At 62.8% G+C, this 20948-nt stretch carries 20 protein-coding genes; 14 read left to right on the forward strand and 6 right to left on the reverse strand.

What is annotated here, in order from left to right; translation table 11 throughout:
- Positions 1–101: 101 nt before the first annotated feature.
- The 8 genes from mreB to tldD all read left to right on the forward strand — a co-directional run bounded on the left by mreB (position 102) and on the right by tldD (position 11212).
- Positions 102–1139, forward strand: coding sequence for a rod shape-determining protein MreB (gene mreB / locus LU684_RS12920; protein WP_003255163.1), 1038 nt, complete (start codon positions 102–104; stop codon positions 1137–1139).
- 226 nt (positions 1140–1365) lie between these two features.
- Positions 1366–2361, forward strand: a complete 996-nt coding sequence (mreC, locus tag LU684_RS12925) for a rod shape-determining protein MreC (RefSeq protein ID WP_231995309.1) — start codon at positions 1366–1368, stop codon at positions 2359–2361.
- Complete coding sequence (gene mreD, locus LU684_RS12930) at positions 2361–2849, forward strand: rod shape-determining protein MreD (RefSeq protein WP_016485021.1); 489 nt, start codon at positions 2361–2363, stop codon at positions 2847–2849. The genes mreC and mreD overlap by 1 nt, the downstream gene beginning before the upstream one ends.
- A 33-nt stretch (positions 2850–2882) precedes the next feature.
- Complete coding sequence (locus LU684_RS12935) at positions 2883–3494, forward strand: Maf family protein (RefSeq protein ID WP_016485022.1); 612 nt, start codon at positions 2883–2885, stop codon at positions 3492–3494.
- Positions 3495–3548: 54 nt separating this feature from the next.
- The gene (rng, locus tag LU684_RS12940) at positions 3549–5006 is read left to right on the forward strand and encodes a ribonuclease G (protein ID WP_016485023.1); all 1458 of its coding nucleotides are present in this window, start codon (positions 3549–3551) and stop codon (positions 5004–5006) included.
- An 82-nt stretch (positions 5007–5088) separates the two neighbouring features.
- Positions 5089–8910, forward strand: a complete 3822-nt coding sequence (locus tag LU684_RS12945; RefSeq protein ID WP_232894707.1) for a YhdP family protein — start codon at positions 5089–5091, stop codon at positions 8908–8910.
- An 8-nt stretch (positions 8911–8918) separates the two neighbouring features.
- Positions 8919–9770 carry a carbon-nitrogen hydrolase family protein gene (locus LU684_RS12950; RefSeq protein WP_060517611.1) on the forward strand — a complete coding sequence of 284 codons (852 nt, stop codon included), beginning with the start codon at positions 8919–8921 and terminating at the stop codon, positions 9768–9770.
- 2 nt (positions 9771–9772) lie between these two features.
- A complete protein-coding gene (tldD, locus tag LU684_RS12955; RefSeq protein WP_016485026.1) occupies positions 9773–11212 on the forward strand; it encodes a metalloprotease TldD in 1440 nt (479 codons plus the stop codon).
- A gap of 124 nt (positions 11213–11336) precedes the next feature.
- On the opposite strand, the gene yjgA is transcribed toward tldD, so the two are convergent.
- Positions 11337–11858: a ribosome biogenesis factor YjgA gene (gene yjgA, locus LU684_RS12960; RefSeq protein WP_016485027.1), complete on the reverse strand. Its 522-nt coding sequence runs from the start codon at positions 11856–11858 to the stop codon at positions 11337–11339.
- Between the two features lie 109 nt (positions 11859–11967).
- On the opposite strand from yjgA, the gene pmbA reads away from it, so the two are divergent.
- From pmbA to LU684_RS12990, 6 genes are all read left to right on the forward strand, one after another.
- Positions 11968–13314, forward strand: a complete 1347-nt coding sequence (gene pmbA / locus LU684_RS12965) for a metalloprotease PmbA (RefSeq protein WP_095115789.1) — start codon at positions 11968–11970, stop codon at positions 13312–13314.
- Positions 13315–13440: 126 nt separating this feature from the next.
- A complete protein-coding gene (locus tag LU684_RS12970; RefSeq protein WP_016485029.1) occupies positions 13441–13842 on the forward strand; it encodes a hypothetical protein in 402 nt (133 codons plus the stop codon).
- Entirely contained in the window at positions 13835–15211 is a 1377-nt protein-coding gene (locus LU684_RS12975; protein ID WP_232894708.1) for a class II fumarate hydratase, read from the forward strand. The genes LU684_RS12970 and LU684_RS12975 overlap by 8 nt, the downstream gene beginning before the upstream one ends.
- Positions 15212–15256: 45 nt before the next feature.
- Positions 15257–15718, forward strand: a complete 462-nt coding sequence (locus LU684_RS12980; RefSeq protein ID WP_232894710.1) for a DUF2753 domain-containing protein — start codon at positions 15257–15259, stop codon at positions 15716–15718.
- A 1-nt stretch (position 15719) separates the two neighbouring features.
- Positions 15720–16331 carry a superoxide dismutase gene (locus LU684_RS12985; protein ID WP_023046948.1) on the forward strand — a complete coding sequence of 204 codons (612 nt, stop codon included), beginning with the start codon at positions 15720–15722 and terminating at the stop codon, positions 16329–16331.
- Between the two features lie 11 nt (positions 16332–16342).
- Positions 16343–17236 (forward strand): ZIP family metal transporter, encoded by an 894-nt coding sequence (locus LU684_RS12990; protein ID WP_016485033.1) that lies wholly within the window; start codon positions 16343–16345, stop codon positions 17234–17236.
- 44 nt (positions 17237–17280) lie between these two features.
- Here LU684_RS12990 and LU684_RS12995 read toward each other — a convergent pair whose 3' ends face one another.
- From LU684_RS12995 to LU684_RS13015, 5 genes are all read right to left on the reverse strand, one after another.
- Positions 17281–17553 carry an HPr family phosphocarrier protein gene (locus tag LU684_RS12995; protein ID WP_016485034.1) on the reverse strand — a complete coding sequence of 91 codons (273 nt, stop codon included), beginning with the start codon at positions 17551–17553 and terminating at the stop codon, positions 17281–17283.
- 19 nt (positions 17554–17572) lie between these two features.
- Positions 17573–18427 carry an RNase adapter RapZ gene (gene rapZ / locus LU684_RS13000; protein WP_016485035.1) on the reverse strand — a complete coding sequence of 285 codons (855 nt, stop codon included), beginning with the start codon at positions 18425–18427 and terminating at the stop codon, positions 17573–17575.
- A gap of 2 nt (positions 18428–18429) precedes the next feature.
- On the reverse strand, positions 18430–18894 hold the full coding sequence (gene ptsN, locus LU684_RS13005) for a PTS IIA-like nitrogen regulatory protein PtsN (RefSeq protein ID WP_016485036.1): 465 nt from the start codon (positions 18892–18894) through the stop codon (positions 18430–18432).
- Between the two features lie 12 nt (positions 18895–18906).
- Positions 18907–19215, reverse strand: coding sequence for a ribosome hibernation-promoting factor, HPF/YfiA family (gene hpf / locus LU684_RS13010; RefSeq protein ID WP_016485037.1), 309 nt, complete (start codon positions 19213–19215; stop codon positions 18907–18909).
- Between the two features lie 79 nt (positions 19216–19294).
- Positions 19295–20788, reverse strand: a complete 1494-nt coding sequence (locus LU684_RS13015) for an RNA polymerase factor sigma-54 (protein WP_232894711.1) — start codon at positions 20786–20788, stop codon at positions 19295–19297.
- Positions 20789–20948 lie beyond the last annotated feature (160 nt).

Below are 20948 nucleotides of genomic sequence, written 5' to 3' on the forward strand. Positions count from 1 at the left end.
AAAACAGCCAATTTAACATATTGGCTCCTTGCCCAAAATCCCTGCCATTGTTAGAGTTTGCCGCACTTTTTTACCCACGCTTTCCCCAGGGTCACTTTCCCATGTTCAAGAAACTGCGTGGCATGTTTTCCAGCGATCTTTCCATCGACCTGGGTACTGCCAACACCCTTATTTACGTGCGTGAGCGCGGTATCGTCCTGAATGAGCCCTCGGTTGTTGCCATCCGTACCCATGGCAATCAGAAAAGCGTCGTCGCCGTCGGTACCGAAGCCAAACGCATGCTGGGCCGTACGCCTGGCAACATTGCTGCCATTCGTCCGATGAAGGACGGCGTCATCGCCGACTTCAGCGTTTGCGAAAAAATGTTGCAGTATTTTATCAACAAGGTTCACGAGAACAGCTTCCTGCAGCCAAGCCCGCGCGTGCTGATCTGCGTACCGTGCAAGTCGACCCAGGTAGAGCGCCGCGCCATTCGCGAGTCGGCCCTGGGTGCCGGTGCCCGTGAAGTGTTCCTGATCGAAGAACCGATGGCTGCTGCCATCGGTGCTGGCTTGCCGGTTGAAGAGGCCCGCGGTTCGATGGTCGTCGATATCGGTGGTGGTACCACTGAGATCGCGCTGATCTCCCTGAACGGCGTGGTCTATGCCGAATCCGTCCGCGTTGGCGGCGACCGCTTTGACGAGGCCATCGTCACCTACGTGCGCCGCAACTACGGCAGCCTGATCGGCGAGTCCACTGCCGAGCGCATCAAGCAGGAAATCGGTACCGCCTACCCGGGCGGCGAGGTACGCGAAGTCGATGTGCGTGGCCGCAACCTGGCCGAGGGCGTACCGCGTGCCTTCACCCTTAACTCCAACGAAGTGCTCGAAGCGTTGCAGGAATCGCTGGCGACCATTGTCCAGGCCGTGAAGAGCGCCCTGGAGCAATCGCCGCCCGAACTGGCTTCGGACATCGCCGAACGTGGCCTGGTGCTGACCGGTGGTGGTGCGCTGCTGCGCGACCTCGACAAACTGCTGGCCCAGGAAACCGGCCTGCCGGTAATTGTCGCCGAGGACCCGCTGACCTGTGTCGCCCGTGGCGGCGGTCGCGCCCTGGAGATGATGGACAAGCACGCGATGGACCTGCTCTCCAGCGAGTGATCCCACTCGCTGTTCACGAGCGCCCGGTTTACAGGTACTACGCACAGTGCTACCTGTATGTGCTGGGCTGGCGCCCGTTAAGGGCGCCGTATCCGTCAACCCGCAACCAGGCTGGTGCGTTGTCCCATGTCCAATGACCTCCTGAGTCGTCCACGAGGAACGGCCCATTAAACCGCTTTTCTCCAAGGGCCCTTCGCTGGGCGTTCGCCTGCTCGTTCTGGTGGTAATGTCGGTCGCGTTGATGGTTGTCGACGCGCGCTTTGACGTGCTCAAGCCCGTGCGCAGCCAGATGGGGCTGGTGCTGATGGAGTCGTACTGGATCACCGACCTGCCGCAACGTGCGTGGCAAGGCGTGGCCGGCCAGTTCGGCAGCCGCACCGAGTTGATTGCCGAAAACGAAAAGCTCAAGACCGAAGCGCTGCTGTTGCAGGGGCGCCTGCAGAAGCTGGCAGCCCTGACCGAGCAGAACGTGCGCCTGCGTGAATTGCTGAACTCTTCGGCGCTGGTCAACGAAAAAGTCGAAGTGGCCGAGCTGATCGGTGTCGACCCCAACCCGTTCACCCACCGCATACTGATCAACAAGGGCGAGCGTGACGGTGTGTTCCTTGGCCAGCCGGTACTCGATGCGCGCGGCCTGATGGGCCAGGTAGTCGAGTTGATGCCCTACACCTCGCGGGTGCTGCTGCTGACCGATACCACCCATAGCATCCCGGTGCAGGTCAACCGCAACGGCCTGCGTGCCATCGCCAGTGGTACCGGTAACCCGGAGCGCCTTGAACTGCGCCATGTGGCCGATACCGCCGACGTGAAGGAAGGCGACCTGTTGGTCAGCTCCGGCATGGGCCAACGGTTCCCGGCCGGCTACCCGGTGGCGACGGTCAACGAGGTGATCCACGATTCCGGGCAGCCTTTCGCCATCGTGCGCGCCATCCCCACTGCCGCGCTCAACCGCAGCCGCTACATGCTGCTGGTATTCAGTGACCGGCGTACCCCGGAGCAGCGTGCTACCGACGCCGCCATCGCCCAGGAAGAGGCGGACCGCAAGGGCACCTCGGCCCTCGGCCAACCGGCCAGCACAGGTGAGCAGGGCACACCAGCCAGCAATACGCCTGTGGCGCCAGCCACACCCGCAGCGCCGGCCGCCCAGCCAGCAGCCCCGGCAGCTACCCCTGCCACGCCTGCCGCAGCGCCTGCCGCACCCGCTAACACCCGGAGACAATGATGGCTGCTTCACGCCGCAACAACGGCTGGGTCATCTGGCTGACTTTCGCCATCGGCCTGCTGCTCAGCGTCTCGCCCATGCCGCAGTTCATGGAAGTGTTCCGCCCCATGTGGCTGGCTTTGCTGGTTTCGTTCTGGACCCTGGCGGTGCCGGGCAAGGTCGGTATGACCACGGCATTCGTGCTGGGCCTGGCCGAGGACGTGTTATACGGTACTCTGCTGGGGCAGAACGCATTGATCCTCACCCTCATCACCTTCCTGGTGCTGTCCCTGCAGCAGCGCCTGCGCATGTTCCCCATGTGGCAGCAGAGCCTGGTGATCCTGGTCATATTCGGCATTGCCCAACTCATCCAGTTGTGGCTCAGCGCGCTGACCGGCAACCGCCTGCCGACCCTGGCGCTGGTCTGGTCGGCGGTAATCAGTGCCTTGCTCTGGCCATGGATCAGTTTCGCCCTGCGCGACCTGCGCCGACGCTTGCATATCAACTGACGGCGACGCCGCAACTGACAGGGAGATGTCTGCATGAACCCGCTATACCTGGCCTCTGGCTCGCCCCGCCGTCGCGAATTGCTGACCCAGATCGGTGTGCCCTTCACTGTCGTCAGTGCGCCCATCGATGAAACCCCGCTGCCCGGTGAAAACGCCCCGGCCTACGTTGAGCGCCTGGCCCGGGCCAAGGCTGCTGCCGGTCTGGCCCGTGTCGAGGGCCCGGCAGTGGTGCTGGGGGCAGACACTGCCGTAGTGCTCGACGGGCGTATTCTGGGCAAGCCGGAAAACCGCGAAGAGGCCCTGGCCATGCTGGCCGACCTGTCGGGCCGCGAGCACCAGGTATTGACTGCGGTTGCCCTCAGCAATGGGCTGCTTACGCAAAGCCTGTGCGTCACCAGCAAGGTGCGCTTCCGGGCCATCAGCGCCGATGAAGCGCAACGCTACTGGGCCAGCGGTGAGCCTGTGGACAAGGCAGGTGGCTACGCCATCCAGGGCCTGGGCGCAGTGTTCGTCACCGGCCTTGGCGGCAGTTATTCGGCCGTGGTAGGCCTGCCCCTCAGTGAGACGGCCGAGTTGCTTGGCACGTTTGGTATCGCCTGTTGGCAATCGCCCGTGCATACGCCAGAGGTAACAAACCCGCGGTAGCCAGCACGGCGTACGCCATCCATCATTACAAAAGACCTTTGACGAGAGCCGGCCATGAGTGAAGAGATCCTGATCAACATCACCCCGATGGAGTCACGCGTGGCGGTGGTGGAAAACGGGGTACTGCAGGAAGTGCACGTCGAGCGCACCCAGCGCCGTGGCATCGTCGGCAATATCTACAAGGGCAAGGTGGTGCGTGTGCTGCCGGGCATGCAGGCGGCCTTCGTCGACATCGGCCTGGAGCGTGCCGCGTTCATCCATGCCTCGGAGATCTCCCAGCGTGAAGGCTCGGCAGTCGAGACCATCACTGCACTGGTGCATGAAGGGCAGGCCCTTGTGGTGCAGGTGACCAAGGACCCGATCGGTACCAAAGGTGCGCGCCTGACCACCCAGCTGTCGATCCCTTCGCGCTACCTGGTGTACATGCCGCGCAGCAGTCATGTCGGCATTTCGCTCAAGATCGAAGACGAAGCCGAGCGGGACCGCCTGAAGCAGGTGGTCAGCAACTGTATGGAAAGCGAAAACATCAAGGATGCCGGCGGCTTCATCCTGCGCACCGCCGCCGAAGGCGCGCGTGCCGAAGAGATCTTGCAGGACATCCGGTACCTGCGTCGCCTGTGGGAGCAGATTGGCTCGCAGATCAAGACCTGCGGCGCCCCCATGGTCATCTACGAGGACCTTGGCCTCGCCCTGCGTACCCTGCGTGACCTGGTCAACCCGAAGATCGAGAAGATCCGCATCGACTCGCGTGAAACCTTCCAGAAGACCACGCAGTTTGTCGGCGAACTGATGCCGGAGATCGCCGACCGCCTTGAACACTACCCTGGTGAACGGCCCATCTTTGACTTGTATGGAGTCGAAGATGAAATCCAGCGCGCGCTGGAGCGCAAGGTCCCGCTCAAGTCCGGCGGCTACCTGGTGGTCGATCCGGCCGAAGCGATGACCACCATTGACGTGAACACCGGTGCATTCGTTGGCCATCGCAACCTTGAAGAGACCATCTTCAAGACCAACCTGGAGGCTGCCACCGCCATCGCCCGGCAACTGCGCCTGCGCAATATCGGCGGCATCATCATCATCGACTTCATCGACATGGAAGATGAAGAACACCAGCGCCAGGTGCTGCGCACACTGGAAAAGCAGCTGGAACGGGACCACGCAAAGACCAACATCATCGGCATCACCGAACTGGGCCTGGTGCAGATGACCCGCAAGCGCACCCGTGAAAGCCTGGAGCAGGTGTTGTGCGAGCCGTGCCTGGCCTGCCAGGGCCGTGGCAAGCTGAAAACCCCCGAGACCATCTGTTACGAAATTTTCCGCGAGATCCTGCGCGAGGCCCGTGCCTATCAGGCCGAGGGCTACCGCGTGCTGGCCAACCAGAAGGTGGTCGACCGCCTGCTGGATGAGGAGTCCGGCAACGTGGCAGAACTGGAAGCCTTTATCGGTCGAACCATTCGCTTCCAGGTCGAGTCGATGTATTCGCAGGAACAATACGACGTGGTGCTGCTCTGAGGTCTTCTCGAACGCGCCGCTGGATGGCCGGGCTGGCAAAATCGCCACTACCGGCCATCATGGATAAACGACTTGGAGGGCCATGGCCATGGGACGTCTGACCCGCGTTCTTGTCGCCTTGACCCGCTGGGGGCTGGGCTTTTGCGCCCTGCTGGCGGTATTGGTGGCGCTGTATGTCAGCCTCGGCCGCGAGTTGGTGCCGCTGGTGGCCGAGTACCGTGCCGATGTGGAGCGCAAAGCCGAAGAGGCATTGGGCCTGCCGGTGCATGTCGGTGCCCTGGAAGGGCGCTGGAGCGGCCTGGCGCCGGTGTTGCGGGTACGTGACCTGCAACTGGGTGAAGGTGCAACGGCGCTGCGCCTGGACGAGGTAAAGGTGGTTCCCGATGTCTGGGCCAGCCTCACTGCCCGCGAAGTGCGTTTGGCGCGAATACAGCTGGGCGGCCTGCAACTGATCCTGCGCGAGAACGAGCAGGGTGCCTGGCACCTTGAAGGCCTGCCGAAGAAGGACGATGCGCCACTTGATCCCGCCGAACTGCTGCAGCGCCTGCGCCAGTTGGGCCGCATTGATGTGTTCGACAGCCAGGTCACTTTGCACCCGTGGCAGCGTGACCCGCTTACCCTGACGTATGTGAGCGCCGGGCTGCAGGCAGGTGCTTCGCGCCAGGTTGTGAACCTGCGTGCAACCCTGCCCGATGGCCAGCCCTTGGCGCTGAACCTGCGTAGCCGTATGTCGGCCGAGGCCTGGCGTGACGGCCAGGTAAATGCCTACCTGAGCCTCCCGCAGAGTGACTGGGCGCGATGGTTGCCCCCGCGGCTGCTGGGGCAGTGGCATGCCGACACGCTGCGAGCGGGCGGCGAGTTCTGGGTCGACTGGCGCAAAGGGCAATTGCAGCAGGCAGTGGTGCGGCTCAACGCACCAGAGCTGCAGGGCGGTTATGCCGGGCGCAAGGCCGCGACACTGAACAACCTGGCCTTGGGCGCCTGGTTCCAGCGTCAGGCTCAAGGCTTTGATGTAGTTGTCGACTCCCTGGCCATGGACATCGGCAAGACCCGTTGGGAGTCGCACCTGCAGTTGCAGCAGCGCCCTGGCGAGAACGCTGCCGATGAAAGCTGGAAGCTGCAGGCCGACCGGCTCCACCTTACGCCCTTGACCCCGCTGATCGACGCGCTGGCACCGCTGTCTGACAATGTCATGGCCGTGGTCGATGGCCTGAAGGTAACCGGCGCGTTGCGCAATGTACGGCTGGAGGCCCGGCCCAAGGCCGAGGGTGACCAACGCCTTCTGTTCGACGCCAACCTGGAGAAGATCGGTTTCAATGCATACCACGGTGCCCCGGCGGCCGGTAACGTCAGTGGCAGCATCAGCGGCGACCTGGGGCATGGTGAACTGCGCCTGGATACCGATGCGTTCATGCTGCACCTGTACCCGATCTTCGCCAAACCGTGGCACTACCAGCAAGCCAATGCGCGCCTGACCTGGGCGCTGGACAAGGAAGGCTTTACCCTCGTTGCGCCTTACCTCAAGGTACTGGGCGAGGAGGGCAAGATTGCCGGTGACTTCCTTATTCGCCTGTTGTTCGAAGAAGGCCGCGAGGACTACATGGACCTGCGTGTCGGCCTGACCGAGGGCGATGGCCGCTACACCGCCAAGTACCTGCCTGAAGTGCTAAGCCCGGCCCTCGACGAATGGCTGCGCAGCGCCATCGTCAAAGGCACGGTGGATGAAGGCTACTTCCAGTACCAGGGCTCGCTGAACCACGGCGCCGCGCCAGAGGCTCGCAGCATCAGCCTGTTTTTCAAGGTGCGAGACGCAGCCTTGGACTTCCAGCCTGGCTGGCCGCAGGTGCAGCACGTCGATGGCGATGTGTTCATCGAAGACAGCGGGGTGCGCATCAAGGCTCAGCGTGGCGTGTTGCTCGACACCAAGGTGAGTGATGTCAGCGTCGATATTCCGCATGTCGAGGGTGACCAGCACAGCCGTCTTTACCTGGATGGCGACTTCGACGGCAGCCTGGGCGATGGCCTGAAAATACTCAAGGAAGCGCCGATCGGCACGGGCGAGATCTTCGCCGGCTGGGAGGGCGAAGGGCCGTTGCAGGGCAAGCTCAAGCTCGACATCCCGCTGGCCCACGGAGAGCGGCCGAAGGTCCAGGTGGACTTCGCCACCCGCGATGCGCGCCTGAAAGTGGCCCCGCCGAGCCTGGAATTGAGCCGCTTGAAGGGTGACTTCAGCTTCGATTTTGACAAGGGTCTGAGTGGCAAAGGCATCAGCCTGCAGGCGTTCGGCAAGCCGGTGACGGCGCAAATTACCGCCGAAGGCCAGCCGGGGCAGATGCAGACGCGCATCGACGCCAATGGCCAGGTATCGCTGAAGGCACTGACCGACTGGCTGCAGTTCAAGCAGGCCTTGCCAGCATCCGGCGACATCCCTTACCAGTTGCAGCTCAGCCTGGGTAGCCGGGATAACCGGCTGAGCGTCAACTCCACCCTCAAGGGCTTGGCCATCGACCTGCCGGCACCCTTCGGCAAAGCTGCTGCAGACTCTCGCGACAGCCGGTTCAGTATGAGCCTGCAGGGCCAGGAGCGGCGTTTCGATGCGGCGTACACCGACCTTGCACGCTTTGCCTACGCCGCACCGGCCGACAAGCTGGCCCAGGGCCGTGGTGAGTTGTTGCTTGGCACCGGTGACGCCCAGCTGCCCGCTGGCCAGGGCTTGCGCGTGCGCGGTCGCCTGGAGTCGCTGGACCTGGCACCCTGGCAGGAACAGGCGGCCCGTCTTGCTGGCGACGACCCGGGGGGGAGCGCGCGACAGAACCTGCAAAGTGTCGACTTGAGCATTGGTCAGCTGAAGGCCTTCGGCATGGACCTGAACCAGGCCGTGGTACGCATGGCCCGTGGCGGTGCGGCCTGGGACCTGCGCCTCGACAGCAGGGAAGTGATTGGCAACGCTCGGGTGCCGGATGCCAAGGGTGCGCCCATGGTCGTGCGCATGCAGACGCTGCGTCTGCCCGCTGCCGACCCTGCCCAGGCTGAGGCCGAAGACGGCCCGGACCCCTTGGCCTCGTTCGACCCGCGCAAGGTGCCGGCGCTGGACCTGAGCATCGACAAGCTCTACCGCGGCGACGACCTGTTCGGCAGCGCGGCGATCAAATTGCGACCGACAACGCGCGGCGTGACCGCCAGCGACATCGACCTTGACTTCAAAGGGCTGCGCATCGACGGTGGTGGTGGCTGGGAGGGCGCGCAAGGCCGTACCAGCAGTTGGTACAAAGGGCGCCTGGACGGCAAGAACCTGGGGGATGTGCTCAAAGCCTGGGGCTTCGCCCCTACCGTGACCAGCCGTGACTTCCGCCTGGATGTGGACGGCCGCTGGCCCGGGTCGCCTGCTGCGGTGGGCCTGAAGCGGTTCTCTGGCAGCATGGACGCGGCACTGCGCACCGGCCAGTTCGTTGAAGTCGAGGGCGGCGCACAGGCACTGCGCGTGTTCGGCCTGCTCAACTTCAACTCCATCGGCCGGCGTCTGCGCCTGGACTTCTCCGACTTGTTCGAAAAGGGCCTGGCCTATGACCGGGTCAAAGGCCTGCTGGTGGCCAGTGATGGTGTCTATGTGACCCGCGAGCCGATCAGTGTGACTGGCCCGTCGAGCAACTTCGAGCTGGAGGGCACGCTGGACATGGTACGCGACCGGGTCGATGCCAACCTGCAGGTGAGCTTGCCGGTCACCAACAACCTGCCGCTGGCGGCACTGATTATCGGCGCGCCGGCCGTGGGCGGCGCGCTGTTCCTGGTCGACCGGTTGATCGGTGACCGTGTCTCGCGCTTTGCCAGCGTGCACTACCGTGTAGAAGGGCCGTGGAAAGAGCCTAGAATCACATTTGTGAAACCTTTCGAGAAATCCCGCTAGGAGTGCCCATGAAGGCAGCGGTAATCCAGATGGTCAGCCAGGATGATGTGCTGGCCAACCTGCAGCGTGCCGGTGTTCTGTTGGAGCAGGCCGCCTTTGGCGGCGCTCGGCTGGCGGTGCTGCCGGAAAACTTCGCCGCCATGGGCCGCAAGGACGCCGCTGCCATCGGTCGCGCCGAAGCATTGGGTGAAGGGCCGATCCTGCCATGGTTGAAACGCACCGCCCGCGACCTCAAGTTATGGATTGTCGCCGGTACTTTGCCCTTGCCGCCGGTCGGCCAGCCCGAGGCCAAGGCTCATGCCTGCTCGCTGCTGATCGACGAGCACGGCGAGGTGGCGGCACGGTATGACAAGCTGCACCTGTTCGACGTGGACGTTGTCGACAACCGCGGTCGGTACCGTGAGTCGGATGACTACGCCCATGGCACCCAGGTGGTCGTGGCGGACACGCCGGTTGGGCGGTTGGGGCTGAGCGTATGCTACGACTTGCGATTCCCCGAGCTGTACAGCGCACTGCGCGCCGCCGGCGCCGAACTGATCACTGCACCAGCGGCTTTTACTGCCGTTACAGGCGCGGCACATTGGGAAGTGCTGATACGCGCCCGCGCGATCGAAACCCAGTGTTACCTGCTGGCTGCTGCACAGGGCGGCACCCACCCAGGCCCACGGGAAACCCATGGCCATGCGGCGATCGTCGACCCTTGGGGGCGCATCGTCGTAGAGCAGGCGCAAGGCGAAGCGGTGCTGCTTGCCGAGCGCAACATTGATGAACAAGCGTCCATCCGGGCGCGCATGCCGGTGGTAACGCACCGGCGCTTTTTCTCGCAGGGCGCGTTGCGACCTGCGCATACCTCGGAGTGACTATGAGCCAGATGTTATCCACCGTCAGCGAGCAGCTCCTGGCCCCAGGCGGCTTGACCCTGGACAGCCTGCAGAGCGTGCTGGGTGAGTTGGCCGGCCCCGGCATCGACGCCGCCGACCTGTATTTCCAGGGTCAGATCTCGGAAACCTGGGCACTGGAAGACGGCATCGTCAAAGAGGGCAGCTTCAACCTGGACCAGGGCGTGGGCGTACGTGCCCAGTCCGGTGAAAAGACCGGCTTCGCCTATAGCAATGCGATCAACCTCGAGGCGTTGACCTCGGCTGCACGCGCCGCCCGTTCCATTTCCCGGGCCGGGCAGAACGGCACGGTCCAGGCCTTCCGCAGCCAGGAAGTGACCGCCCTGTATGGCGCAGACAATCCGCTGGATGTACTGAGCCGTGCCGAGAAGGTTGAGCTGCTCAAGCGTGTCGATGCTGCCACCCGCGCCCTGGACCCGCGCATCCAGCAGGTCAGCGTAAGCATGGCCGGGGTCTGGGAGCGCATCCTGATCGCTGCGGCCGATGGCAGCCTGGCCGCCGACGTGCGCCCGTTGGTGCGCTTCAACGTCAGCGTCATCGTCGAGCAGAACGGCCGCCGCGAGCGCGGCGGGCAGGGCGGTGGCGGGCGTACCGACTACCGCTTCTTCACCGAGGAACGGGTGATGGGCTATGCCCGCGAGGCATTGCGCCAGGCGCTGGTGAACCTGGAGGCGATCCCGGCACCTGCCGGCACCTTGCCGGTGGTGCTGGGTTCGGGCTGGTCGGGCGTGTTGCTGCACGAGGCGGTGGGCCATGGCCTGGAAGGTGACTTCAACCGCAAGGGCAGTTCGGCGTTCAGCGGCCGCATTGGCGAGAAAGTGGCATCGAGCCTGTGCACCATCGTTGACGATGGCACGCTCGAAGGCCGCCGTGGCTCGCTGAGCGTAGATGATGAGGGCACCCCGACCGAATGCACCACGCTGATCGAGAACGGTGTGCTCAAGGGTTACATGCAGGACAAGCTCAACGCACGCCTGATGGGTATGGCGGTCACCGGCAACGGCCGCCGTGAATCCTACGCGCACCTGCCGATGCCGCGCATGACCAACACCTACATGCGAGCAGGGCAAAGCGACCCTCAGGAAATCATCGCGTCGGTGAAAAAAGGTATCTACTGCGCCAGCCTGGGTGGTGGTCAGGTGGACATCACCAGTGGCAAGTTCGTGTTTTCGACCAGTGAGGCCTACCTGATCGAAGACGGCAAGATTACCGCCCCGGTGAAGGGCGCGACCCTGATCGGCAATGGGCCGGAGGCGATGAGCCGGGTGTCGATGGTCGGTAACGACCTGGCGCTGGACAGCGGAGTAGGGACGTGCGGCAAGGACGGGCAGTCGGTGCCGGTCGGGGTAGGGCAGCCTACCTTGAAGCTGGATGCGATTACCGTGGGTGGGACCGGGGCTTGATAGCTTCGGGGGCTTTTGTGGGAGCGGGCTTGCCCCGCGAAGAAGGCCACATAATGGTGGCTGACACCGGCTTTGCCGGTGTTCGCGGGGCAAGCCAGCTCCCACAGGGCCCCAGAGCAATCCGTCAGCGCAAGCCGCGTTGCAGCTCGTCGAGGTCGCGGATGTACTTGAACACCTTGCGTGCGGCGGCAGGCGGCTTGTTGCGGGCCTTCTCGTGCTGGGCATGGCGCACCAGCGAGCGCAGCTGCTGGCGGTCGGTGTCGGGGTACTCGTTGACGAAGCGCTCAAGGTCTTCGTCGTTGCCGTCGATCAACCGGTCGCGCCAGCGCTCCAGGCCGTGGAAGCGCTCGTTGTACTGGCGGGTCGAGCTGTCCATCTGCTCAAGCAAGGCGTGGATGGCATCCAGGTCCTGCACGCGCATCAGCTTGCCGACAAACGACATATGGCGTTTGCGGGCGCCATGAGCGGTGTGCTTGCTGGCCTCGGCCAGGGCCTTGCGCAGCTCGTCGGTCAACGGCAGGCGGGCCAGGGTATCGGCTTTGAGCGTGGTAAGGCGCTCGCCGAGTTCGACCAGCTCATGCAGTTCGCGCTTGATCTGGGTTTTGCTTTTTTCGCCGTCGAAGGCGTCGTTGTTTGAATCAACCATGGTGGCAGTCCGCTAGAAATCGCCGCCATGATAACCAGTCGGGGGCCGCTTGTCCGGCCCGGTCGTAGAATGACCCCAAGCCGTACGCAGAATTTGAGTGGAGAGAACCATGAGTGCAGTCCAGAGCGTAGGTCCGAAAGACCTGCCAGCATTGCAGGAGCAGGTCGAGGCAATCATTGCCGAGGCGCGCCGCCAGGGGGCCAGCGCCTGCGAAGTGGCGGTATCGCTGGAGCAGGGCCTGTCCACCACAGTACGCCAGCGCGAGGTTGAAACAGTTGAGTTCAACCGCGACCAGGGCTTTGGTATCACCCTTTATGTTGGCCAGCGCAAAGGCTCGGCCAGCACCTCGGCCAGTGGCCCGGAGGCGATCCGTGAGACCGTTGCGGCAGCCTTGGCCATTGCCAAACATACGTCCGAGGACGATTGCTCCGGCCTGGCCGACGCGGCGCTGATGGCCCGTGAAATCCCGGACCTGGACCTCTATCACGACTGGGCTATCGAGCCCGAAAGGGCCATCGAGATGGCCCTGGCCTGCGAAGCGGCGGCGTTCGATGAGGACCCGCGCATCCTCAACGCCGACGGCACCACACTCAATACCCACCAGGGCTGCCGCGTGTATGGCAACAGCCATGGCTTCATTGGCAGTTATGCTTCGACCCGGCACAGCCTGAGCTGTGTGATGATCGCTGAAGGCGACGGCCAGATGCAGCGTGACTACTGGTACGACGTGAACCGCCAGGGCAACCTGCTGGCCGACCCGCGCAGCATCGGCGTACGCGCGGCCCAGCGCGCAGCCAGCCGCTTGGGCGCGCGTCCGGTACCGACTTGCGAAGTACCGGTGCTGTTTTCCGCCGAACTGGCGGGTGGCCTGTTCGGCAGCTTCCTCTCGGCCATTTCCGGCGGCAATCTCTACCGCAAGTCGTCGTTCCTTGAAGGCACCATTGGTCAACGCCTGTTCCCCACCTGGCTGACCCTCGACGAGCGCCCTCACATTCCACGGGCACTGGGCAGCGCGGCGTTTGACGGTGATGGCCTGGCGACCTATGCCAAGCCGTTCGTCGACAAGGGCGAGCTGGTGTCTTACCTGCTGGGTACCTATTCCGGGCGTAAGCTGGGCTTGCCAAGCACAGCCAACTCCGGTGGTGTGCACAATCTGTTCGTCACTCACGGTGTCGAAGACCAGGCCGCACTGATCCGCCGTATGGGCCGCGGGCTGCTGGTGACCGAATTGATGGGGCATGGCCTTAACATGGTGACGGGTGATTACTCCCGTGGTGCGGCAGGCTTCTGGGTCGAAAATGGCGAGATTCAGCACGCTGTGCAGGAAGTGACCATTGCCGGCAATATGAAGGATATGTTCCAGCAGATTGTCGCGATTGGTAGCGATCTTGAGACCCGTAGCAATATCCATACGGGCTCGGTATTGATTGAGCGGATGACTGTTGCGGGTAGCTGATCTTTAGCAGAAATTTCAATGTCACTGAAAACCCGGCCCCTGCGCCGGGTTTTTTTTCGTCACCTTCCCCTTGAAGTGATTCTATTTATCACTTAATAATGAATATCATTATCCAGTAACCCGGCGATGATGTTCATGAAACCCGTCCTGCGCGAACTCCCCTACCTGGAAAACTGGCGCTGGCTCAGCCGGCGCATTCGCTGTGCGCTCGAGCCCGACGAGCCGCGCCTGATCGAGCATTACCTGGCCGAAGGCCGCTATCTGGTGTGCTGCACCGAGACCTCGCCATGGACGGTGGCATTGACCTCTTTCCGCCTGCTGCTGGATACCGCCTGCGACCGCATGCTGCCCTGGCACTGGCGTTGCCTGTGCCTGGATCAGGCCTGGCGCCCCCTGCTGGTGTTGCGCAACCTCGATCGCCACGAAGAAAACCAGCGCTGGCAGCCCTACGCCCTGCAGTTGGCCAATTGCCGTCTGCTGCCCTCCCTTTCTCCCGATGAATTGATGCAAGGATTTGATGATGAGTGATACCCGTATCGAGCGTGACAGCATGGGTGAACTGCAGGTGCCGGCCAAGGCCTTGTACGGTGCACAGACCCAGCGCGCGGTCGACAACTTCCCGGTCAGTGGCCTGCGCATGCCGGCCCAGTTCATTCGTGCCCTGTTGCTGGCCAAGGCTGCCGCCGCCAAGGCCAACGTCGAGCTGGAACAACTGTCTGCGGCGCAGGGCCAGGCCATCGTCAAGGCTGTCGAGCAACTCTTGGCGGAGGACTTCATCCAGCACTTCCCGGTGGATGTGTTCCAGACCGGCTCTGGCACCAGCTCGAACATGAACGCCAACGAGGTGATTGCCACCTTGGCCAGCCGCGTGCTGGGTGACGCTGTCAACGCCAACGACCACGTCAACTGTGGCCAGAGCAGCAACGACATCATCCCCACCACCATTCATGTCAGTGCTGCACTGGCCTTGCACGAGCAACTGCTGCCGGCGCTGAGCCACCTGGTACAGGTGATCGAGACCAAGTCGGCGCAAGTGCATCAGTATGTGAAAACGGGTCGCACCCACTTGATGGACGCCATGCCGGTACGCATGAGCCAAGTGCTGGACGGCTGGGCGGCGCAGATCAACGGTGCCAAGGGGCACATCGAAGCCACCTTGCCAAGCCTGCAGGCGCTGGCCCAGGGCGGTACCGCCGTGGGTACCGGCATCAATGCCCACCCTCAGTTCGCTGCCGGCTTTGCCCGGCAGCTCAGCGGCCTGACCCAGGTCGAGTTTACCCCGGGGCAGAACCTGTTCGCCCTGATCGGCTCGCAGGACACCGCCGTGGCGCTGTCTGGCCAGCTCAAGACCACGGCCGTGGCACTGATGAAGATCGCCAACGACCTGCGCTGGATGAACTCCGGCCCACTGGCCGGCCTGGGCGAAATCGAGCTGCAAGGCTTGCAGCCGGGCTCTTCGATCATGCCTGGTAAGGTCAACCCGGTGATCCCGGAGGCCACTGCCATGGTTGCTGCCCAGGTGATCGGTAACGACGCGACCATCGCGGTTGCTGGCCAGTCCGGCAATTTCGAGCTGAACGTGATGCTGCCGGTGATCGCCCGCAACCTGTTGGAGAGCATCGAGCTGATGGCCAACGTCAGCCGCTTGCTGGCCGACAAGGCCATCGCCAGCTTCAAGGTCAACGAGGACAAGCTCAAGGAAGCCCTGGCGCGCAACCCGATCCTGGTCACTGCGCTGAACCCGATCATTGGTTACCTCAAGGCCGCCGAAATCGCCAAGACCGCCTACAAGCAGGGCCGCCCGATCATCGAGGTGGCGCTGGCGCACACCGATCTTTCGCGTGACCAGCTGCAAACGCTGCTGGACCCGGAAAAGCTCACTGCCGGCGGTATCTGACCCTGCGTCACCGCCTTAGCGCCATCAGCGCGGAGTAGCAATGCCATGCAGCACTGGAAACGCACGACCGAAACAGCCAACCGCCTGTTCGACCAAGGCGAGCTGGTAGACGCCCGGGAACATTACCTGCAGGCACTGGCGCTGGCACAGGTGCTGTTCGAGCGCTGGCATGACGTTGACGAAGCGGTGGCCGCGTTGGTCATCGCCCACCACAACCTGGCTGACCTGCACCTGCGCCTGAATCAGCCGCACGAAAGCGCCGACTACCTGTGCGCCGCCCACCAGCGGCTGCTGCAGGCCAGCCGGGAGGCGCGTTTGCCCCAGGCTCTGCGTGACGCGGCCCTGCGCCACAGTGGGAGAACCTATACCGAACTGCTGAGCTTCATCGCCGAGTACGGTCAGTACCCACGTACCGAGCGCCTGCTCCACCGCCACAATGCCGGGGGCAGCGAGATCGCTGCCCGGCCGGACGTGGCGCCCAGAACCCATGCCTACGGAATTCACTGACATGCCCCATACCTTGCCTGCTTTGCCTTACGCCTACGATGCACTGGAGCCGCACATCGACGCCCAGACCATGGAGATCCACCACAGCAAGCACCATCAGACCTACGTCAACGGCCTCAATGCCGCCATCGAAGGCACCGAGTGGGCCGAGTGGCCCGTGGAAAAGCTGGTCGGTGCGGTCAAGCAACTGCCGGAAAACCTGCGGGGTGCGGTGACCAACCATGGCGGCGGCCACGCCAACCACAGCCTGTTCTGGACCGTAATGTCACCGCAGGGGGGCGGCGAGCCGCAGGGCCAGCTGGCGCAGGCCATCTCGTCGCAACTGGGCGGTTTCGACGCCTTCAAGGACGCCTTCACCAAAGCGGCGCTGACCCGTTTCGGCAGTGGCTGGGCGTGGCTCAGCGTGACGCCGCAGAAAACCCTGGTGGTGGAAAGCAGCGGTAACCAGGACAGCCCGCTGATGCACGGCAATACGCCAGTTCTTGGTCTGGACGTGTGGGAGCATGCCTATTACCTGAAGTATCAGAACCGTCGTCCGGAATACATCGGTGCTTTCTACAACGTCATTGACTGGGCGGAAGTGGAACGTCGTTATGTTGAAGCCCTGAAGTGAGTCGGACCGGTATGCGCTCTGAAGTGATGTCTGTCAGCAGTGTGCGCCTGTTTCGTCTGGCGCTTGGGACTTTGCTGTTGCTGACCGGCACCGCGCTGCTGGTCGCGCGCGGCCTTGCCTGGCTGGACCTGGAGCCACGCATGTTGCGCGCCCTGGAGGGCGGCGCATTATGCGCACTGGGGACGGCGCTGGGGGCGGTACCGGTACTGGTCATTCGCAACATGCCGGTGGCGCTGGCCGACACGCTGCTGGGCTTCGGCGCAGGCGTGATGCTGGCAGCCACCGCATTTTCCCTGATCATTCCGGGCCTGGACGCGGCCCGGTCCGTAGGTTTCAGCCCATGGGCCGCCGGTGGCCTGATCAGCTTTGGCTTGTTGTTCGGTGCGCTGTGCCTGTTTCTGGTTGACCTCAAGGTGTCTGGCGCCTCGCCAGAAGCACTGGTCGGCACTGGCAACCAGCCGGTGATTGCTGCGCGTATCTGGCTGTTTGTCATTGCCATCGTTGCGCACAACATCCCCGAAGGCATGGCCATCGGTGTGTCGGCAGGTGGGGGCATGGCCGACGCCGACAGCCTGGCCATGGGCATTGCGTTGCAGGATGTGCCCGAGGGACTGGTGATTGCGCTGGTGTTGGCCGGGGCGGGCATGTCGCGTTTCAACGCTTTTCTGATTGGCGCTGCGTCAGGCTTGGTCGAGCCGCTGGCCGCAGTGATCTGTGCCTGGTTGGTGAACATCGCCGAACTGCTGTTGCCGCTGGGCCTGGCCTGCGCGGCGGGGGCGATGCTGCTGGTGGTGACCCAGGAAATCATCCCGGAATCGCGCAGTAACGGCCATCATCGTCTGGCCAGCCTGGGGCTGTGCATCGGGTTTTGCCTGATGATGGTGATGGATACCGCGCTGTCCTGATTCATGATCAGGTTTACGCGTTCCCAGCAGGACCGTGCAGGCTTCTATTCGCCTTCGTCGAAGAAGTTGTTGATCAGCTCGACCAACGCATTCATCGCCTCGTTGTCCTGCTCGCCTTCGGTATGCAGGTGCACCTGGGTGCCTTTGCCGGCTGCCAGCATCATCACCGCCATGATGCTCTTGCCGTCCACCAGCGTGTCCGGCGCGCGCCCAACGCGCACCTGGCAGGGATAGCGGCCAGCCACGCCGACGAACTTGGCTGCCGCCCGGGCATGCAGGCCCAGCTTGTTGATAATGGTGATTTCGCGGGCGGGCATCGTGGGGCGGATCCTTGGGCTAGAGGTCGCGGTGGCGGACCTGGACGTTTTTCAGGGATTGCTGCAGCAACTGGCCAAGGCGCTCGGTTATGTACACCGAGCGGTGGTGGCCGCCGGTGCAGCCGATGGCAATGGTAACGTAGGCGCGGTTGCTGGCGGCGAAGCGGGGGAGCCACTTGAGCAGGTAGCTGGAAATGTCGCTGAACATGTCTTCGACATCTGGCTGTGCGCCCAGGTAGTCGATGACCGGTTGCTCGAGGCCGGAGTGTTCGCGCAGTTCAGGCTTCCAGTAAGGATTGGGCAGGCAGCGCACATCGAATACCAGGTCCGCATCGACCGGCATGCCCCGCTTGAAACCGAACGATTCGACCAGGAACGCGGTGCCAGGCTCGGGCTGGTTGAGCAGGCGCAGCTTGATCGAATCACGCAGTTGATACAGGTTCAGGTTGGTGGTGTCGATCTTCAGGTCAGCCAGGTCGGCGATCGGCCCCAAAAGCTCGCTCTCGACGCGGATCGCCTCGGCCAGCGAGCGGTTGGCATTGGTCAATGGGTGGCGTCGGCGGGTTTCCGAAAAGCGCTTGAGCAGCATGCCTTCGTCGGCATCCAGGAACAGCACATCACACTGGATATTGCGCGCGCGGGCTTCTTCGAGCAATTCGGGGAAGCGCGTCAGGTGGCTGGGCAGGTTACGTGCGTCGATCGACACTGCAACCTTCGGTTGCAGCAGTTCGGTGTTGATCAGCGCCTCTTCCGCCAGCTCCGGCAAGAGCGCGGCGGGCAGGTTGTCAATGCAGTAGAAACCATTGTCTTCCAGGACATCGAGGGCGGTACTCTTGCCGGAGCCGGACCGGCCGCTGACAATGATCAAGCGCATGTTCAGTGCTCGTTCTGTTCGTCCAGGACTACCTGGAAGAGGGCCTCGTTACTGCTGGCGCTACGCAAGCGATCACGAACTTCCTTGCGATCAAGCATGCTGGCAATCTGGCGCAGCAGTTCCAGGTGGGCATCGGTAGCGGCTTCAGGCACCAGCAAGACGAACAGCAGGTCCACGGGCGCGCCATCGATGGCGTCGTATTCGATTGGGGCGTCCAGGTGCAGCAGGGCACTGACCGGTGCGGAGCAACCTTCAAGCCGGCAGTGAGGGATGGCGATGCCATTGCCGAAACCGGTCGAGCCGAGTTTTTCGCGGGCGACCAGTTTTTCGAAGACGTCTTGCATCTCCAGTTCTGGCACTTGATCGGCGATGAGGTTCGCAACCGTTTCCAAGGCGCGCTTTTTACTGCCGCCCGGCACGTTCACGAGGGAACGGCCGGGGGTCAGGATGGTTTCAAGTCGGATCATGGATGAGGGGGATCAGCGGGCAGCTGCACCTTGCAGCAGGCTTTGCTGTTTTTCCTTGTGTTTTTTCAGTTGGCGGTCGAGCTTGTCGGCCAAGGCGTCGATGGCTGCATACATGTCTTGGTCTTCGGCATTGGCAACCACTTCACCGCCAGGAATCTGCAGGGTCGCTTCGACCTTCTGCTGCAGCTTCTCGACTTTCATGATGACCTGCACGTTGGTGATCTTGTCGAAGTGACTTTCCACGCGGGCGAGCTTTTCAAGCACATAATCGCGCAGTGGCTGGGTGACTTCTACATGCTGTCCACTGATATTGACTTGCATACAGCTTCTCCTTTATTGCCCGTGCATAAAGAGGCAGGTCTTGCACCTGCCCCACAAACGCTGTGGCGCATCTCAGGGGCTACATCAGTCGCTTGCGTTCGCTCGACGGTGCTATGCCGAGCGACTCGCGGTACTTGGCGACGGTGCGACGGGCTACCTGGATGCCTTGTGCCTCCAGTAAACCAGCGATCTTGCTGTCACTCAATGGCTTTTTCTGATTTTCCGCTGCAACCAGTTTTTTGATGATCGCGCGGATCGCTGTAGACGAGCATTCTCCGCCTTCGGAGGTGCTGACGTGGCTGGAGAAAAAGTATTTCAGTTCGTAGATGCCACGCGGGGTGTGCATGTATTTTTGCGTGGTAACCCGAGAGATGGTCGACTCATGCATCCCCACCGCTTCGGCGATGTCATGCAGCACCAGCGGCTTCATTGCTTCATCACCATGGTCGAGGAAACCGCGCTGGTGCTCGACGATCTGCGTGGCAACCTTCATCAGGGTTTCGTTGCGGCTTTGCAGGCTCTTGATGAACCAGCGCGCTTCCTGCAACTGGTTGCGCATGAAGGTGTTGTCGGCACTGGTGTCGGCGCGGCGCACGAAGCCTGCGTATTGCGGGTTGACCCGCAGGCGCGGGATGGCTTCCTGGTTCAGCTCCACCAGCCAGCGGTCGCTGTCTTTGCGCACGATGACGTCGGGCACCACGTACTCGGGTTCGCTGGACTCGATCTGTGAGCCAGGGCGCGGGTTGAGGCTTTGTACCAGCTCGATGACCTGGCGCAGCTCGTCTTCCTTGATTTTCATGCGCCGCATCAGCTGGCTGTAGTCGCGGCTGCCGAGCAGGTCGATGAAATCGGTGACCAAGCGCTTGGCTTCGGTCATCCACGGAGTGTTGGCAGGCAGCTGGCGCAGTTGCAGCAGCAGGCATTCACCCAGGTTACGGGCGCCGACGCCGGCCGGTTCGAACTGCTGGATACGGTGCAGCACCGCTTCGACCTCGTCCAGCTCGATATCCAGCTCCGGGTCGAAACCGGCGCAGATTTCCTCAAGGGTGTCTTCCAGGTAGCCCTGGCCGTTCATGCTGTCGATGAGGGTAACGGCGATCAGGCGGTCGGTGTCGGACATCGGCGCCAGGTTCAGTTGCCACAGCAGGTGGCTTTGCAGGCTTTCGCCGGCCGATGTGCGGGTGGTGAAGTCCCACTCATCGTCATCGTTGCTCGGCAGGCTGCTGGCGCTGGTCTGGTAGATGTCTTCCCAGGCGGTATCGACCGGAAGCTCGTTGGGGATCCGCTCGCCCCACTCGCCATCTTCCAGGTTGTCGGCACTGACGGTGCTTTCCTGAAAGCTGTTGTCCTGGGCTTCGGCTGCCGGCTTGTTCTCGGCGTTGTCCGCCATCGGGTCGCTGTTGTCGAAGTCCTCGCCGTCTTCCTGACGTTCGAGCATCGGGTTCGACTCCAGCGCTTCCTGGATTTCCTGTTGGAGGTCCAGGGTGGAAAGCTGGAGCAGACGGATGGCCTGTTGCAACTGCGGTGTCATCGTCAGTTGCTGGCCCATTTTTAGGACGAGCGATGGTTTCATGGCTGGGGCTTAATACCTTGTTCGCCGGCGCGCATGCGCCATCCACTACACGAGGGCGCCGGGGCGCCAGATCAAGCAAGTTTTATGCCTTAAATTGTAGCGTTTGCCTAGAGCGCTGTAACAACTTTACCCGCGGTTTCACGGCTATGTGCCAGTGCTC

The organism is Pseudomonas sp. NMI542_15 (assembly GCF_021283425.1).
Classification (GTDB): Bacteria; Pseudomonadota; Gammaproteobacteria; order Pseudomonadales; family Pseudomonadaceae; genus Aquipseudomonas; species Aquipseudomonas fortuita.

Bases quoted from the DNA above. Each gene is read 5' to 3' on its own strand.
- mreB (WP_003255163.1), top strand. From the start codon at position 102: ATGTTCAAGAAACTGCGTGGCATGTTTTCCAGCGATCTTTCCATCGAC.
- mreC (WP_231995309.1), top strand. From the start codon at position 1,366: ATGTCGGTCGCGTTGATGGTTGTCGACGCGCGCTTTGACGTGCTCAAG.
- mreD (WP_016485021.1), top strand. From the start codon at position 2,361: ATGGCTGCTTCACGCCGCAACAACGGCTGGGTCATCTGGCTGACTTTC.
- LU684_RS12935 (WP_016485022.1), top strand. From the start codon at position 2,883: ATGAACCCGCTATACCTGGCCTCTGGCTCGCCCCGCCGTCGCGAATTG.
- rng (WP_016485023.1), top strand. From the start codon at position 3,549: ATGAGTGAAGAGATCCTGATCAACATCACCCCGATGGAGTCACGCGTG.
- LU684_RS12945 (WP_232894707.1), top strand. From the start codon at position 5,089: ATGGCCATGGGACGTCTGACCCGCGTTCTTGTCGCCTTGACCCGCTGG.
- LU684_RS12950 (WP_060517611.1), top strand. From the start codon at position 8,919: ATGAAGGCAGCGGTAATCCAGATGGTCAGCCAGGATGATGTGCTGGCC.
- tldD (WP_016485026.1), top strand. From the start codon at position 9,773: ATGAGCCAGATGTTATCCACCGTCAGCGAGCAGCTCCTGGCCCCAGGC.
- yjgA (WP_016485027.1), bottom strand. From the start codon at position 11,858: ATGGTTGATTCAAACAACGACGCCTTCGACGGCGAAAAAAGCAAAACC.
- pmbA (WP_095115789.1), top strand. From the start codon at position 11,968: ATGAGTGCAGTCCAGAGCGTAGGTCCGAAAGACCTGCCAGCATTGCAG.
- LU684_RS12970 (WP_016485029.1), top strand. From the start codon at position 13,441: ATGATGTTCATGAAACCCGTCCTGCGCGAACTCCCCTACCTGGAAAAC.
- LU684_RS12975 (WP_232894708.1), top strand. From the start codon at position 13,835: ATGAGTGATACCCGTATCGAGCGTGACAGCATGGGTGAACTGCAGGTG.
- LU684_RS12980 (WP_232894710.1), top strand. From the start codon at position 15,257: ATGCAGCACTGGAAACGCACGACCGAAACAGCCAACCGCCTGTTCGAC.
- LU684_RS12985 (WP_023046948.1), top strand. From the start codon at position 15,720: ATGCCCCATACCTTGCCTGCTTTGCCTTACGCCTACGATGCACTGGAG.
- LU684_RS12990 (WP_016485033.1), top strand. From the start codon at position 16,343: ATGCGCTCTGAAGTGATGTCTGTCAGCAGTGTGCGCCTGTTTCGTCTG.
- LU684_RS12995 (WP_016485034.1), bottom strand. From the start codon at position 17,553: ATGCCCGCCCGCGAAATCACCATTATCAACAAGCTGGGCCTGCATGCC.
- rapZ (WP_016485035.1), bottom strand. From the start codon at position 18,427: ATGCGCTTGATCATTGTCAGCGGCCGGTCCGGCTCCGGCAAGAGTACC.
- ptsN (WP_016485036.1), bottom strand. From the start codon at position 18,894: ATGATCCGACTTGAAACCATCCTGACCCCCGGCCGTTCCCTCGTGAAC.
- hpf (WP_016485037.1), bottom strand. From the start codon at position 19,215: ATGCAAGTCAATATCAGTGGACAGCATGTAGAAGTCACCCAGCCACTG.
- LU684_RS13015 (WP_232894711.1), bottom strand. From the start codon at position 20,788: ATGAAACCATCGCTCGTCCTAAAAATGGGCCAGCAACTGACGATGACA.